Source organism: Azohydromonas lata (genome assembly GCF_034427735.1).
GTDB classification, from domain to species: Bacteria; Pseudomonadota; Gammaproteobacteria; order Burkholderiales; family Burkholderiaceae_C; genus Azohydromonas; species Azohydromonas lata.
This window is the reverse complement of sequence record NZ_JAXOJX010000001.1, coordinates 201,504-215,700: the sequence shown is the minus strand read 5'-3', so window position 1 is coordinate 215,700 and position 14,197 is coordinate 201,504. Positions and strand designations below refer to the sequence as shown.

The following is a 14,197-nucleotide window of genomic DNA, read 5'->3' as shown; positions in this document are numbered from 1 at the left end:
TTCAAGGACTCACGCCATGAGCGGCCATACCGAAAACACCGGCGGCATGCCGGTGATCGCCGACCCGCGGGACTTCGACGTCCATTCCGGCAACCGGGCCGAACGCCTGATCTTCAACCACCGTGCCCTGGTGCTGGCGCTGTGCCTGCTGGCCACGGTCGTCTTCGGTTTCTTTGCGCTGAAGCTCGACGTCAATGCGAGCTTCGACCGGATGATTCCGACGTCGAGCCCGTACATCAAGAACTACCTCGACAACCGCAAGGAGCTGCCCGGTCTGGGCAACACCATCCGCATCGTCGTCGAGAACAAGACCGGCAACATCTACGATCCCGAGTACCTCGAGACGCTGCGCAAGGTCAACGACACGCTCTACCTCATCCCGGGCGTCGACCGCTCGTGGATGAAGTCGCTGTGGATGCCCATCGTGCGCTGGCGTCAGGTGACGGAGGAGGGCATCAGCGGCGGGCCGGTGATGCCGCAGGACTACAGCGGATCGCCCGAGTCGATCGAGCAGCTCAAGCTCAACATCACGCGTGCGGGCATCGTGGGAAGCCTGGTCGCCAACGACCTGAAGTCCACGATGATCGTCGCGCCGCTGCTGGAGCTCGATCCCAACACCCGCAAGCCGCTGAACTACGGTGCCTTCTCGCGTGCGCTGGAACAGAAGATCCGCTCCTTTGAAAGCGACAAGGTCGGCGTCCACATCGTGGGCTTCGGCAAGATCGTGGGTGACCTGATCGCCGGCCTGCACGAGGTCATGCTGTTCTTCGGCGCGTCGGTGCTGGTGGCGGCGGTATTCGTGCTGGCCTACACGCGCTGTGTGCGCTCCACCGTGCTGCTGGTGACGGTGGCCACGGCCGGCGTGATCTGGCTGCTGGGGCTGATGCAGCTGCTCGGCTACGAGCTCGACCCGTACTCCATCCTAGTGCCGTTCCTGATCTTCGCCATCGGGCTGTCGCATGGCGCACAGAAGATGAATGGCATCCTGCAGGACGTGGGCCGGGGCACGCACAAGTACGTGGCAGCGCGCTACACGTTCCGTCGGCTGTTCATGGCCGGTCTCACGGCGCTGCTGACCAACATCGTCGGCTTCGCGGTGCTGATGATCATCGACATCCCCGTCATCCGTGACCTTGCGTTGACCACCAGCGTTGGCGTTTCGGTGCTGGTCTTCACCAAGCTCGTGCTGATTCCGGTTTCGCTGTCGTACATCGGTGTGAGCCCCGCGGCGGCTAAGCGCGCGCTGGCCGAGGACCACGACACAAGCAAGGGCAAAGGATTGATGGCCCGGCTGTGGCTGGGACTGGACCGCCTCACCGAGCGCCGTTACGCATCGCTGACCATTGGCGCCGCCTTCGTGGTCACCGCCATCAGCTCGGTGGTGATGATGCAACTGCGCATCGGCGACCTCGATCCCGGCGCACCCGAGTTGCGCGCCGACTCCCGCTACAACCTCGACAACGCCTACGTCACGGAGCACTACGGCCTGTCCAGTGACCAGTTCGTCGTCATCATGAAGACGGGCGCCGACGGCTGCCGCCTGTACGAGTCGCTGCAGCTCATGGACAACCTGGCGCAGTCGCTGCGCTCGACCGCGGGTGTGCAGACCACGGCCTCGGTCGCCGAGACGACCCGCTTCTTCACCGCCGGCCTGTCCGAAGGCAGTGGAAAGTGGCTCACCATCAGCCGCGACCAGGCCATCACGAACGCCGCGGTCGGTGCCGCGATGATCGCCACGCCCGACATCACCAACCAGGACTGCTCGGTTTCCCCGCTGGTGGCGTACCTGAGCGACCACAAGGCCGACACGCTCGCACGCGTGCTGAAGGTAAGCGAGGACTTCGCGCAGCGCCACAACACCGCGCCCGACGCCAGGACCCCCACGCAGTTCCTGCTGGCCGCGGGTAGCGCAGGCATCGAGGCCGCCACCAACATCGAGGTCGAGCGCGGCATCGTCAAGATGTACCTGGCGGTCTACGGTGCCACCGCGCTGCTGTGCCTGCTGACCTTCCGCAGCATCGCCGCCACGGTGGTCGCGATGATCCCGCTGATCATCACCTCCATCCTGTGCAAGGCGCTGATGGTGTGGCTGGGCATCGGGCTGAAGGTGGCCACGCTGCCCGTTATCGCGGTGGGCGTGGGCGTCGGCGTGGACTATGCGCTGTACCTGCTGAGCGTGCAGATCGCCATGCAGCGCCGCGGCGCCACGCTGGCACAGGCCTACCGTCGCTCGCTGGACTTCACCGGGCGCGTGGTGGCTCTGGTCGGCCTGACGATGGCCGCCGGCGTGATCACCTGGGCTTGGTCACCCATCAAGTTCCAGGCCGACATGGGCATCCTGCTGACCTTCATGTTCCTGTGGAACATGCTCGGCGCGCTCGTGCTGATTCCTGCGCTGTCCCACTTCCTGCTCAATCCCAGGCGTCGTGAGCCCGTGGCCCACGTGCAGCCGCGTCCGGCCGCCTGAACCAACTCTTCGACAACAAGGAGTCGCAAATGTTCGACCTGCTGCTGAGCGCTGACATGATGGTGTCGGATCCCGATGCCATGGCCGACCTGCTGGCCGCCAAGCTGGGCATCCACAAGCACGAGCGGTGGCGCCAAGCCTTCGATGACCACCCGTACATCGCGCATTTCCTGCGCGTGCACAAGTCGCTGGCCGTCTCGCCCACGCGCGTGGAGCCGCAGGGACACCTGGACAAGCCCAATCTGGGCGACCCGATGTTCCACGAGTTCCTGGAAAGCCTCAAGGACTACCAGGGCCGCCATCGCCCGATGCTGACCCACTCCATCGTGCTGGCGCTGCAGGGTGCGCGGTTCGATGCGCTGGTGGAAAAGCTCATGCGGCGACGGCTGCGCTTCCGCATGGCACAACGCACCCCCGACATGCCCTTCGACCGGTTGTGGCTCGGTGCCACGCCTGAGGATCCCCGCTACGACCCCTCGGTCGACGGTGGCCTGTGCATCGAGATCATGCCCACCGAGCCGCTGCAACTGCCGGCCGACACCTTCGCCACGCCCGCACCCAAGCCCCGCAGCCCGGAGCCTGGCGAGATGGTGCGCGTATCGGCGCGCGGCTTCCTCGTGCGCAACCTCGACGAGACGCTGCGCCGCTGCTCCGCGAACCTGGACTGGGAACCCCACGGGGCGGTCGAGTTGCTGGAGCGCGAGGGCTACCGTCGCGCGACCATGGAGTTCGCGCTGCCCAACAGTGCCTCCTTGGACGTGATCGAGGCCACGCGCTGGAACGGCGAGGCGGGCCTGTACCTCAACAGTTGGGGGCCGGGTCCGTACTACATCCGCATTGCCGTCAACGGCCTGGCGGCCAAGGCCGAGGACTTGCGCCGGCGCGGCACGCGCTTCACCTGGATTGACGAGTGCGAGGCCGTCGGTGGCAAGCCGCTGATCCGTGTCGAACCGGCTGACCTGAAGGGCCAGCTCGTCGAGTTCGAGGAGGTCTGAGATGGCCATGACGATGGTTTCCAAGGAGGCCGCCATGGCCGGCGATGCGGCGGTGGAGAACGCCGTGCGCGTGCAGCGCGAAGCCGGTGTGGGCTGGATCGTGCTCAACCGCCCGGGCCAGATCAACGCCATCAACGACGACATCCGCCGCGGCGTGCCCGCGGCGCTGGCCGAGATCGAGGCCGACCCAGCGATCCGTGTGATCGTGATCCGCGGCGAGGGCCCGCGCGGCTTCTGCGCCGGCGCTGACATCAAGGAGCAGCGCCAGGCCGAGAACTCCCTGCAGGTGCGCCGCCGCATGGAAAAGGCACGCTGGATCGAGGCGCTGGACCGCGTCGAGAAGCCCGTCATCGCTGCTATCCACGGCTTTTGCATGGGCGGCGGGCTGGAGCTCGCGCTGGCCTGCGACATCCGCTTCGCAGCACCGGACGCCGTGCTGGCGCTGCCGGAGACGGGGCTGGGCCTCATCCCGGGCGGTGGTGGCACGCAGCGGCTGCCGCGCGTTGTGGGCCCGGGCCGTGCCCTGGACATCCTGCTCACCGGCGCACGCATGAGCGCGCAGGAGGCCAGCGCCATCGGGTTGGTCACGCGCGTGGCATCCAGCAAGGAAGCATTGCTGGCCGAGGTGACCGCACTGGCGCAGTCAATCGCCGCCAAGCCACCGATGGCCACCGCCTATGTCAAGCAGGCTGCGCGCGCGGCACAACAGCTTGACCTCAAGAGCGGACTTGATCTGGAGCTCGACCTCTTTGCGATGCTGGCGCCGATGCAGGATGTCAAGGAAGCGGCGCTGGCGTTCCGCGAGAAGCGCGCGCCACAGTTCACCGGCCATTGAGGAGAAGCGATGACAGCAAGACTGGAAGGCAAGGTGGCGATCGTCACCGGCTCGGGCCACGGTATCGGCGCGGAGACCGCTCGCGTGCTGGCGGCGCAGGGCGCGCGCGTGGCCGTGGTGGACATCGAACTGGCCGCCGCGCAAGGCGTGGCAGCGCAGATCGATGCTGCGGGCGGACAGGCGCTGGCAGTGCAGGTCGATGTCACCTCGGAAGAATCGATCCGCGCCATGGTGAGCGCCGTCGTCGAGCGCTTCGGGCGCATCGACGTGCTGCACAACAACGCCGCGGCGCTGGACACTGCCCAACGGCAGTCCGACCGCGACGTGTGCAATGTCGACGTCGCTGCCTGGGACAAGGCGCTCGATGTCAACGCGCGCGGCGCGATGCTGTGTTGCAAGCATGTCGTGCCGCACATGCTGGAGGCGGGCGGCGGATCCATCATCTTCGCCACCTCCGGCTTCGGCCAGCTCGGCGACGTGACGCTCACCGCCTACGCCGCGTCCAAGGCGGCCTTGATGGCGCTGGCGCGCTCGGTAGCGGCGCAGTATGGCAAGCAGGGCATCCGCTCCAATGCCATCATGATCGGTTTTGTCATCAACGATCATGCCCAGAAAACAGTGCCTGAGGAGATCAAGCAGATCCTGCTCGAGCAGCACCTCACGCCTGAGCTGGGCCGTCCGCGCCAGATCGCCGACGTGGTGGCCTTCCTCGCCAGCGAGGAATCCTCGTTCATCACCGGCGCCGTGATCCCCGTGGACGGCGGCTTCACCAGCCACTCGCCGGCCATGGTGCCGCTGCGCCAGTACTTCGAGCGGCAAGGCTCCAACAAGCTCTGAGGGAGAGAACGCACCATGACGATGTCCATGTACGGGGCCAGCGTGCCCGTGTTCGAGCGCATGCTGGACAACCTGCTGACCTGGCTTGCCAAGGCCCAGGCCCATGCCGAGTCCCGGCGCTTTGACAGCGCCAACTACCTCGGACTGCGGCTGGCGCCAGACATGCTCACCTTTGCCTCGCAGGTGCGCATCGCCGCCGACGTGGCCAAGCTCGCCGTGGCACGCCTGGCGGGTGTGGACGCACCGAGGTTCCCCGATGACGAGACGACGCTGGAGGCGCTGGCGCAACGCGTGCGCAACACGCTGGCGTTCGTGCGCTCTATCGATCCCCGGAGCATCGACGGTTCCGATGCGCGCGAGATCGTGCTGCCTCAGCGCAGCGGAGAGTCGCTGCACTTCACTGGCGAGACTTTCCTGCAGCGCTGGGCACTGCCCAACTTCTTCTTCCACGCCACCACCACTTACGCGCTGCTGCGCCACGCCGGCGTGGACCTGGGCAAGGCCGACTTCCTCGGCCTGTGACCTTGGCTACACCACGCCGGGCTCGCCACCAGGCGGCCCGGCGTGCCATGGGCTCCTTTGGAGCCTGCACGCGCCTTGGATAGGGGGCAGTGCTTGCCGCTTCACTGGTGCACCAGCCGTGGCTCTCCTGCAGGCCGCTGAGCCTGTTCCCGGTACGGAACTCCTTGTCCCAGGTTGGCCTTGTCGCTGCGTTGCCATGCATGCCGCCAAAGCGGCACGCCGCCTTGCTCGGCTTTTGAACGACGCCTCGACCCAGGCGTGCCGCCGTCAGGGGTGCTCGCGCGTGGCCAGTTCGTAGGCCTTGAGGTCGAACCCCGGCTCGGCAGCCTGCGCCGGCGTGAGGGTCACGGCGCGCCCGAGAATCTTGCGCGAGCTCATGTGGTCCACCGGACGGTTGACCGACTCGACAGCGATCAGGCGTCCCTGGCGGAAGCACAGCACGCTCATCTGCCGGCTTTCGGGCGAGCCCAGCAGCACGGTCTCGTCGTGGCCGTCGGACAGACCGGCGATCTGCAGCTTGAGCTCGCCCTGGTCGGTCCAGAACCAGGGCAGGGCGGCATAGGGCACGGGTTTGCCCATCAGCCTTGCGGCCACCGAGCGGGCCTGGTCTACCGCGTTCTGCACCGACTCCAGTCGTATAGGGGTGTTCGCGTACGGGCTGGTGAAACTGGCCACGTCGCCGATGGCCGAGATGGCCGGGTCGCTTGTCTGAAGCAGCTCGTTGACACGAATGCCATTGGCGACGTCCAGACCTGCTGCCACGGCCAGCTCGGCGTTGGGCAGGACGCCGATGCCATAGACCACCAGGTCAGCCTGCAGGTGACGCCCATCGGACGTCTCCACGCCCGTGACCTTGCCGCTCTTGCCGACGATGCGCACCAGGCCCTGCTGCAGGTCCAGTGTCACGCCCCAGCCGCGGTGGGCCTGCGCGAACAGCTCGGACATCGGCCGCGAGAGCGCGCGCGCCATCGGCCGGTCAGCAATCTCCAGCACGTGCACCTTGATGCCCTTGGCCGCAGCCACCGCCGCGAACTCCAGCCCAATGAAGCCGGCACCGACCACCACAGCGTTTTCGATGCTCCCCAGGCGCGGCGACAGCGCATCGGTGTCGGCCAATGTACGCAGCCCGAACACGCCGTCGAGCTCCACCCCGGGCACGGCTGGCACGCGGTTGCGCGCTCCCATGGCCAGTACCAGATGGTCATACTCGACACTCGTTCCCGAGGTCAAACGCACGCAGCGATGGGCGCGGTCGATGGCAATGACGCTGTCGTGGAGACGGTCGATGCGGTGCTCGTCGAAGTACTCCGGCGGCCTGAAACGCAGCGCGTGCGCGCCGATCTTGCCCAGCAGGTAGGCCTTGGACAGGGGCGGACGCTGGTAGGGCACGCCCGGCTCATCACCGACGATGGTAATGCGCCCGGCGTAGCCGTCCTGGCGCAGCGAGCTCGCCACCTGGAAGCCGGCCTGGCCAGCGCCGACGATCACCACGGAGTTTAAAGACATGGAGGCATCCTTTTTCAATGCGGGCGCGGGTGGCGCCCTCGCAAGTCAATCCTTCACGAGCAGCAGGCTGCCGCCCAACGGCCCGCCGCCGGCCGCCGCTACCGCCACCTGGTGCGGTGCAATCTGACGCTCCCCGGCGCGGCCCCACAGTTGTGTGCAGGCCTCGTGGACGTAGCCCAACCCGTGGGTGCGTCCGCCCGAGAGCTGGCCACCGTTGGTGTTGATGGGCAGCATGCCGTCGCGCGCAATGCGGCTGCCGCCCTCGACGAAGCGCCCGCTCTCGCCGCGAGGGCACAGCCCCAGGCCCTCGAGCCAGATCATGGTCAGGATGGAGAAACCGTCGTAGAGCTGTGCACTGCGCACGTCCGAGGGCTTGTAGTCCGTGCGCGACCACATCATGCGGCCGACGTCGAAGGCAGCCATCTCGGTGAACGAGATCTGGTCCCATGACCACGGCTGGTGCAGCGCGGCGCCGATGGCCTCAATGCGAATGGGCGTGTTGCGGCCATCAAGCGCAGCGTCGGCGCGCGAGAGCACGATGGCCGTGGAGGCGTCGCAATGCACGTCGCAGTCGAACATGCGCAGCGGCGTGGAGATCATCTTCGAAGCGAAGTAATCCTCCATCGTCATGGGCGTGCGGAACAGCGCCTTGGGATTGAGCGCGGCGTTACGGCGGCAGGTCAGGGCGATCTGTGCCAGCTGCTCGGGCGTGGTGCCGTACTCGTGGAAGTGGCGCTGCGCGTACATCGCCATGAGGTTGATGGCCGAGAGCACGTTGAAGGGCGTGTACCACTGCCAGAAGTAGCTGCTGTCGCGCCCGACGGTCTTGTTGGTCAGCGCGGCCTCTGCCTTGTTCACACGCCGCGCGCTGGCTTCGGTGATGGTCCGGAAGACGAGCACATGCCGGCACAATCCCGCGGCAATGGCCATCGCGCCGTTGATCACGCCCGCCAGGGGACCCGGACCCTCGTAGCCGGCGCCGTACCAGTTCACCTTCAGGCCCAGCACGCTCATGAGCGCGTTGGGGCCCACCGGCGAGAAGCTGCTGCCGTTGTTGTTGTCACCGGGCCAGCAGGCGACACCATCGATGTCCTCGCGCCTGAGGCCTGCGTCGGCGATGGCCTCCAGGCAGGCGTCAAGCGTCAGCCGCATGGCTGACTTGGAGGAGGGGCGGCCGACCTCGGACTGGCCGATGCCGGTGATCGCGACATTCTTTTCGTACAGCGGTACGGCCATCACGCGGCCCTCTCGAATAGCGGAATCCACACATCTTCCTGCGGCTCGAAGGTCACGCGCACCGGCATGCCGATGGCCACCTGTGCCGGGTTGCAGCCAACGATGTTGGTGAGCAGGCGCAGGTCATCCTGCTCATCCAGGCCGACGATAGCCACCACGTAGGGCTGCGTCAGCTCGCTCGACCACGCCTGGTGGTTGACGGTGAAGGTGAGCACCCGCGCCCGCCCGGACACCGCGCGCGGGGCCACATCGAGGCTGCCGCAGCGTGGGCATACCGGTGCCGGTGGATGAAAGAAGCGCTGGCAGCCAGTGCAGTGGTGGATCAGCAGTTCGCCCTGCGCGCCACCCTGCCAGAACGGCGCGGTGTCTGGCGTGAGGGCCGGGAGCTTGCGTGGCATGGCCTGCTCCCGCTCTCAAGCTGCCGCGCCCGGCAGCCCGGACGCATGACGCTCATCGGCCGGCGAGTTGCACACGCCAGGCGCTGTCGCGGTAGTGCCGCCAGCGCTGCAGTCGAGTTGCCCTCCTGAGGCCAGGAAAAGCCAAGTCCCGGCAGGGCCATCGAGCAGGCGGCGGGGAGGACAGTGGGAGCGGACTTCGGATCGCAAGGGGCTTCCTGGTTGACGTCGTTCGGCACAGGAAGTTTAATTGCTGAACACATTCAGTCAATATGTACAAATCCAAGGGTTTACACCACGCGGCCACCCGGTGGCCGGGCCGGTTGGGCGGGGGCAGGAAGCCCCAGGGCGTGTGCTGCTGCGCCGAGGGCACCCGTGTCCCCGGTGAGCATGACTGCACCGCGCGAGGCCTTGCGGTCCGACGCGTCGGCGTGGCCTGCACTGGGCACTGAACACGACATGGATCTTGGTATTGCAGGACGGCGCGCACTGGTGTGCGCGTCCTCACGTGGTCTGGGGCTGGCCTGCGCGACCGCGCTGGCTCGCGAGGGATGCGACGTCACGCTCAACGGCCGAGACGCAGGGCGCCTGGCCGAGGCGGCCGATGGCATCGAGCGCCTCACGGGGCGAAGGCCAGCCGCCGTGGCCGCCGATCTGGACACTGCAGCCGGACGCAATGCGTTGCTGGCTGCCTGTGCAGAGCCGGACATCCTGGTGACCAACAACGCCGGCCCTGCGCCGGGTACCCTCGCCGACTGGGACCACGACGCATGGCTGGCGGCGCTGGAGGCCAACCTGCTGGCACCGGTGCACCTGATCTCGGCCGTGGTGGAGGGCATGCGCCGCAGGCGCTTCGGCCGCATCGTGAACATCACCTCGGCGGTGGTGAAGACGCCGCGCTTCGGCTTGAGTCTGTCCACCACGGCGCGCACCGGCCTCACGGCGTTTGCCAAGGGCCTGCAGCGCGAGACCGTGGCTGACAACGTGACCATCAACAACCTGCTGCCACAGCACATCGACACCGGCCGGCAGCAGGAAATGGCCCGGCGCATGATGCATGACCGGGGCATCAGCTTCGAAGAGGCCCGCACATTGCAGACGCGCATGGTGCGTGCGCGCAGGCTTGGCACGCCGCATGAGTTTGGCGATGCCTGTGCCTACCTGTGTTCGGCGCAGGCATCCTTCATCTCGGGTCAGAACCTGCAGGTCGACGGGGGTTCCTACGACGCGCTGCTCTGAGCGACCGAGCCGTCCTTGAGATGCGGCGGCACCTTCTGCGCCGCATCGAAATCGATCTCCACTTCGGCCCCGTTGGGGTCCTCGAAGAAGACCTGCCACGTGCTCCACGGGCGCGGTAGGCGCAACAGTCGGTAGGCAACGCCTTCGCGCTTGAGCATCTCCAGCGTGGCGACGATGTCGTCGCCATGGAACGCCATGTGGTCGAGCGCACCACGGCGCAGCGCGGGCATGTGCTGCACCTCGACCACATGCAACACCGCCTGCTCCCCGGCATACAGCCACACGCCGCCGATCCCGAAGTCAGGCCGTGCGCCGACCTGCAGGCCCAGCCGCTCATAGAACGCCTGGGTCTGCGCCAACCGGTCCGTGACGACCGTGAAATGGTCCATGCGTCGAATGCAGTTCATCGAGTTCTCCTGTCCCAGGACCCCATCGTCCTGGCGAAAACCATAAGTTGAACAGAATTGCGAAAAATGACCAACAACGGCATGATGCGGTTTACCCGATCCCTGCGACGACGCTCATTGGCCGCCGTCGCACTTTCACAACGAGGCTTGAGCACCATGCTGATCGACCTGCATGCACATGCGCCCCATCCGGGCTACTACAACCAGCACCCGCACTGGGGGCCGTTCTTCGAGCAGCACAGCGACGGCGACGTCAAGCTGCGCGTGGGGCACTGGATCCTTGGGCTGGGCTCGCCCGAGCGCAAGGCCGCGGTGCGCTCGGGCCAGGGCCTGCAGCTCGAGGAGTACCTCGCGCGCTGGGCCGACCCCAAGAACCGCCTGGCGGGCATGGACGCCGCAGGCCAGAACGCGCAGGTCGTCTCGGTGCCCTCGCACTGCTACATGTACTGGGCCGACCCGGAGTTCAGCGTGCGCTTCGCGCGCAAGGTCAACGACACGCTGGCCGAGTACTGCTCGGGCGCACCCGATCGGCTGATGTTCTGGGCGCACGCGCCGCTGAACGCGCCGCACGAGGCGGCCAAGGAGCTGCGCCGCGCGTGCACGCAGCTCGGCGCCAAGGGGCTGGTGGCCGGCGGGGCCAACTTCGGCGGGCTGGAGTACGACTCGCCGCAGCTGGACGTGGTGTGGGCCACGCTGTGCGACCTGGACCTGCCGATCTTCGTGCACGGCTACAACCAGTCGGTGACGTGGGGGCTGCAGGCCAACCACGACAAGTACGAGACCACGGCCATCGTGGGCATGAACTACGACGAGACGCGCTGCTTCTGGTACCTCGTCAACGGCGGGGTGCTCGACCGCTTCCCCAAGCTGAAGGTCTACATCACGCACGGCGGGGGCTTCGTGCCCTACCAGCTCGGGCGCCTGGCGCAGACCAACCGCAACCTGGACGTCACGCACAACAAGCGCCCGGTGCTGGAGTACATGAAGAACTTCTACTTCGACGTGGAGCTGCACGAGCTGCCCATGCGCCAGGCGCTGGTGGACATCATCGGGGCGGACCAGGTGGTGTATGGCAGCAACTTCGGCGGCTCCGATGCCGTGCGCCACGACCTCACCGAGGGCCTGCGGCTGTCGCAGCCGGACCTGGACAAGATCCGCTGGAAGAACGCCTGCGAGCTGCTGCACCTGGACCCGGCCAAGCTGGGCCGGCCCGCAACGCAACCGGCGGCGACGCCTGCGTGATGTTCCTGCATGGCACTTGCGACGTGGTCCCTGCCTGGCCCCAGGCATTGCCGGCTTGTCGGGCCCGGCAAGCGCATGGTGCCGTGCCTGAGCTCCTGGCTCGCGCGCGGGCGGGCTGGCCTGGCGAGCCGGTGCAGGCGCCCTGCGTCGGGCGGACGGTGCCCTGAGTCATGGTTCGGCTCACCCGGAACCAGGCCTTCGCGCTGGTGCTGCTCACGCTCTTCTGGGGCCTGAACTGGCCCGTGATGAAGGCCGCCGTGACGACGTATCCGCCGATGAGCTTTCGTGCGCTGTCGATGCTGCTGGGGCTGCCGTGCCTGGCACTGGGCCTGCGGCTGCTCCAGGTGCCTTTCGCCGTGCCGCGCCGGCACTGGGGCGAGCTGGCGCTGCTGGCAGTGACGAACATGGTGGTGTGGCACGTGGGGCTCATGCTGGCGCTGCCGCACCTGAGCTCCGGTCGGGCCGCCATCCTGGGCTATACCATGCCGGTGTTCTCGGCGCTGTGGGGCATGGCCCTGTGGCGCCAGCGTCTGGGCGCGCGTCAGGCACTGGGGGTCGCGGCGGCAGGTGCGGGCGTGCTGCTGCTCCTGTGGCACGAGGTGGCACGCCTGAGCGGTGCCGTGGGCGCAGCGGCGACGCTGCTGGCTTCGACGGCGGTATGGGCGCTGGGCACCCAGCAGCTGCGCCGCTCGCGGCTGCCCGCACCGACGCTGGCCATCGCCTTCTGGATGACGACGCTGACCACGCTCGTCGTGTGCGTCATCGCGGCGCTGACCGAGGCGCCGCGATGGCGAGTGCCCTTGGCGCTGGAATGGTGGGCCATCATCTACAACGCGGTGTTGATCTTTGGCTTCTGCCACGCGGCGTGGTTCCAGCTCGCACGCGCGCTGCCGCCCACGGCCTCCAGCGTGAGCATCTGCATGATCCCGGTGCTCGGGCTGTTGTCCGGGGCCGGTCTGCTGGGTGAGCGGCTGCACTGGCAGGACGGTGTGGCCGTGGGACTCATCGTGCTCGCCATCGGGACCGTGCTGTGGCCCCCGCGCGTGCACGTGGCGGCAAAGCCCTGCGAGGCCTGAATGGAGCGAACCGAAGCTGCAAAGCCAGGGCGCACGGCGCGCGAGAGCTTCAGCGCAGCGCTGCTGGCGCTCATCACCTGCCAGGTCGGCCTGCACGCCTGCACGCAGGGCGTGCGCATGGCCGCGCCACTGCAGGCCTTGGGTGCGGGGCAGGGTGAGTGGTCCGTCGGCGTGCTGCTGGCGCTGTTCGCCGTCTTCCCGGCCCTGTTGGCCGTGGCCGCAGGACGCATGGCCGACCGGCACGGTTACCACCGGCCCGTGCACCTGGCAGGCACGCTGTCGCTGCTCGGCGCGCTTGCGGCCGCGGTCTCCGGCCACTATCTCGTGCTGTGCCTGGCCGCTGCGATGTGCGGCGCGGGATCGGGCTTCGGCATGGTGGCGATCCAGCGCACAGGCGGGCGCCTGGCGCACGACCGCACCGAACGCATGCGCATCTTCAGCTGGATCGCGCTGGCCCCGGCTGTCGCCGGACTGATAGGACCACTGCTGGCCGGCACGCTGATCGACGCGCTGGGCTTCCGGGCGGCCTTCGCCGCGCTGGCAGTCCTGCCCGCTGCCACGCTGGTGGTGGCGCAGGCAGTGCCGCGTGAAACAGGCCGGGTGGCCGACGCGGCCGACACGCGCCCGCGCCCAGCGTGGGAGTTGCTGCGCGACGCGCGTTTCAGGCGGCTGCTGTTCATCAACTGGCTGGTGTCGGCAAGCTGGGACGTCTTTGGCTTCGCGCTGCCCATCGTCGGCCATGCCCACGGTCTGAGCGCCTCGGCCATCGGCGGCGTGCTGGCGGCCTACGCGCTGGCCTCCATGGGCGTGCGGCTGCTGATTCCGCTGCTGGCGCACCGCCTCTCGCGGCGGTTGATGATGGTTGGCGCCCTGTCGGCCGTGGCGTTCGTGTACGCCGTGTTCCCGCTGCTGCAGGGCGCCTGGGCCATGGGCGTGGCTGCCGCGGTGCTGGGCCTGGCACTGGGCACCATTCAGCCTGCCATCCTGGCCAGCGTGCATGACATCGCGCCGCCTGAGCGCCAAGGAGAGGCCATGGCGGTGCGCTCGATGAGCGTGCATCTGTCCATGGCGCTCACGCCGCTGCTGTTCGGCGTCGCCGGCAGCGCCATCGGCGCGGCCACGCTGTTCTGGCTGATGGCAGCAGCACTGGGTGCCGGCGGCTGGCAAGCCCGTGCCATGGGCACCGCAGACGAATCCACCAGAGGAGAGAACCGATGAGCAACGTGAAGATCACCGCGCTGAAGAATGGCCCATTGAAGGTCGAGGGCGTGATCGAGCTGTTCAACGTCGACGTGCCCGTGCCCACCTCGGGCGCCGCAGTGTTCCTGTGTCGCTGTGGCGCGTCGAGCAAGAAGCCGTTCTGCGACGGCACGCACTCGAAAGTCGGCTTCCAGGCTGCCGCCGCGGCGGTGCCCGAGAGCAAAGAGTAAGGCAGGAGAC

Annotated in this window: 14 protein-coding genes; 10 read left to right on the top strand and 4 right to left on the bottom strand. The window is 67.7% G+C overall.

The window, feature by feature from the left end; all coding sequences use genetic code 11:
* Window positions 1-16 precede the first annotated feature (16 nt).
* From SM757_RS01000 to SM757_RS00980, 5 genes are read left to right on the top strand one after another with little or no spacing between them, the layout of a single operon-like run.
* On the top strand, window positions 17-2,467 hold the full coding sequence (locus tag SM757_RS01000) for an efflux RND transporter permease subunit (RefSeq protein WP_322464192.1): 2,451 nt from the start codon (window positions 17-19) through the stop codon (window positions 2,465-2,467).
* A gap of 29 nt (window positions 2,468-2,496) precedes the next feature.
* Complete coding sequence (locus SM757_RS00995) at window positions 2,497-3,462, top strand: VOC family protein (protein ID WP_028998275.1); 966 nt, start codon at window positions 2,497-2,499, stop codon at window positions 3,460-3,462.
* A gap of 7 nt (window positions 3,463-3,469) precedes the next feature.
* A complete protein-coding gene (locus SM757_RS00990) occupies window positions 3,470-4,297 on the top strand; it encodes an enoyl-CoA hydratase/isomerase family protein (protein WP_051242527.1) in 828 nt (275 codons plus the stop codon).
* A gap of 9 nt (window positions 4,298-4,306) precedes the next feature.
* On the top strand, window positions 4,307-5,134 hold the full coding sequence (locus SM757_RS00985) for an SDR family NAD(P)-dependent oxidoreductase (protein ID WP_028998273.1): 828 nt from the start codon (window positions 4,307-4,309) through the stop codon (window positions 5,132-5,134).
* 15 nt (window positions 5,135-5,149) lie between these two features.
* Window positions 5,150-5,656 carry a DUF1993 domain-containing protein gene (locus SM757_RS00980; RefSeq protein ID WP_028998272.1) on the top strand — a complete coding sequence of 169 codons (507 nt, stop codon included), beginning with the start codon at window positions 5,150-5,152 and terminating at the stop codon, window positions 5,654-5,656.
* Between the two features lie 267 nt (window positions 5,657-5,923).
* On the opposite strand, the gene SM757_RS00975 is transcribed toward SM757_RS00980, so the two are convergent.
* Genes SM757_RS00975 through SM757_RS00965 form a run of 3 tightly spaced genes read right to left on the bottom strand, consistent with a single transcriptional unit; the run spans window position 5,924 to window position 8,796 of the window.
* Window positions 5,924-7,162, bottom strand: coding sequence for an NAD(P)/FAD-dependent oxidoreductase (locus SM757_RS00975; protein WP_028998271.1), 1,239 nt, complete (start codon window positions 7,160-7,162; stop codon window positions 5,924-5,926).
* Window positions 7,163-7,207: 45 nt separating this feature from the next.
* Complete coding sequence (locus SM757_RS00970; protein WP_028998270.1) at window positions 7,208-8,398, bottom strand: thiolase family protein; 1,191 nt, start codon at window positions 8,396-8,398, stop codon at window positions 7,208-7,210.
* A complete protein-coding gene (locus tag SM757_RS00965) occupies window positions 8,398-8,796 on the bottom strand; it encodes a Zn-ribbon domain-containing OB-fold protein (protein ID WP_322464191.1) in 399 nt (132 codons plus the stop codon). The genes SM757_RS00970 and SM757_RS00965 overlap by 1 nt, the downstream gene beginning before the upstream one ends.
* A 456-nt stretch (window positions 8,797-9,252) precedes the next feature.
* On the opposite strand from SM757_RS00965, the gene SM757_RS00960 reads away from it, so the two are divergent.
* Window positions 9,253-10,032 carry an SDR family oxidoreductase gene (locus SM757_RS00960; RefSeq protein ID WP_028998268.1) on the top strand — a complete coding sequence of 260 codons (780 nt, stop codon included), beginning with the start codon at window positions 9,253-9,255 and terminating at the stop codon, window positions 10,030-10,032.
* Here SM757_RS00960 and SM757_RS00955 read toward each other — a convergent pair.
* Complete coding sequence (locus SM757_RS00955; RefSeq protein WP_028998267.1) at window positions 10,014-10,439, bottom strand: VOC family protein; 426 nt, start codon at window positions 10,437-10,439, stop codon at window positions 10,014-10,016. The genes SM757_RS00960 and SM757_RS00955 overlap by 19 nt on opposite strands.
* Before the next feature lie 156 nt (window positions 10,440-10,595).
* On the opposite strand from SM757_RS00955, the gene SM757_RS00950 reads away from it, so the two are divergent.
* The 4 genes from SM757_RS00950 to SM757_RS00935 all read left to right on the top strand — a co-directional run bounded on the left by SM757_RS00950 (window position 10,596) and on the right by SM757_RS00935 (window position 14,187).
* Window positions 10,596-11,681: an amidohydrolase family protein gene (locus SM757_RS00950; protein WP_028997024.1), complete on the top strand. Its 1,086-nt coding sequence runs from the start codon at window positions 10,596-10,598 to the stop codon at window positions 11,679-11,681.
* Window positions 11,682-11,851: 170 nt separating this feature from the next.
* Window positions 11,852-12,757 carry a DMT family transporter gene (locus SM757_RS00945; RefSeq protein ID WP_028997023.1) on the top strand — a complete coding sequence of 302 codons (906 nt, stop codon included), beginning with the start codon at window positions 11,852-11,854 and terminating at the stop codon, window positions 12,755-12,757.
* Window positions 12,758-13,975, top strand: coding sequence for an MFS transporter (locus tag SM757_RS00940; protein ID WP_051241915.1), 1,218 nt, complete (start codon window positions 12,758-12,760; stop codon window positions 13,973-13,975).
* A complete protein-coding gene (locus tag SM757_RS00935) occupies window positions 13,972-14,187 on the top strand; it encodes a CDGSH iron-sulfur domain-containing protein (RefSeq protein ID WP_028997022.1) in 216 nt (71 codons plus the stop codon). Before SM757_RS00940 ends, SM757_RS00935 begins: the two co-directional genes overlap by 4 nt.
* Window positions 14,188-14,197: the final 10 nt, after the last annotated feature.

Bases quoted from the DNA above. Each gene is read 5' to 3' on its own strand.
- SM757_RS00935 (WP_028997022.1), top strand. From the start codon at position 13,972: ATGAGCAACGTGAAGATCACCGCGCTGAAGAATGGCCCATTGAAGGTC.
- SM757_RS00950 (WP_028997024.1), top strand. From the start codon at position 10,596: ATGCTGATCGACCTGCATGCACATGCGCCCCATCCGGGCTACTACAAC.
- SM757_RS01000 (WP_322464192.1), top strand. From the start codon at position 17: ATGAGCGGCCATACCGAAAACACCGGCGGCATGCCGGTGATCGCCGAC.
- SM757_RS00955 (WP_028998267.1), bottom strand. From the start codon at position 10,439: ATGAACTGCATTCGACGCATGGACCATTTCACGGTCGTCACGGACCGG.
- SM757_RS00975 (WP_028998271.1), bottom strand. From the start codon at position 7,162: ATGTCTTTAAACTCCGTGGTGATCGTCGGCGCTGGCCAGGCCGGCTTC.
- SM757_RS00965 (WP_322464191.1), bottom strand. From the start codon at position 8,796: ATGCCACGCAAGCTCCCGGCCCTCACGCCAGACACCGCGCCGTTCTGG.
- SM757_RS00970 (WP_028998270.1), bottom strand. From the start codon at position 8,398: ATGGCCGTACCGCTGTACGAAAAGAATGTCGCGATCACCGGCATCGGC.
- SM757_RS00980 (WP_028998272.1), top strand. From the start codon at position 5,150: ATGACGATGTCCATGTACGGGGCCAGCGTGCCCGTGTTCGAGCGCATG.
- SM757_RS00960 (WP_028998268.1), top strand. From the start codon at position 9,253: ATGGATCTTGGTATTGCAGGACGGCGCGCACTGGTGTGCGCGTCCTCA.
- SM757_RS00995 (WP_028998275.1), top strand. From the start codon at position 2,497: ATGTTCGACCTGCTGCTGAGCGCTGACATGATGGTGTCGGATCCCGAT.
- SM757_RS00940 (WP_051241915.1), top strand. From the start codon at position 12,758: ATGGAGCGAACCGAAGCTGCAAAGCCAGGGCGCACGGCGCGCGAGAGC.
- SM757_RS00945 (WP_028997023.1), top strand. From the start codon at position 11,852: ATGGTTCGGCTCACCCGGAACCAGGCCTTCGCGCTGGTGCTGCTCACG.
- SM757_RS00985 (WP_028998273.1), top strand. From the start codon at position 4,307: ATGACAGCAAGACTGGAAGGCAAGGTGGCGATCGTCACCGGCTCGGGC.
- SM757_RS00990 (WP_051242527.1), top strand. From the start codon at position 3,470: ATGACGATGGTTTCCAAGGAGGCCGCCATGGCCGGCGATGCGGCGGTG.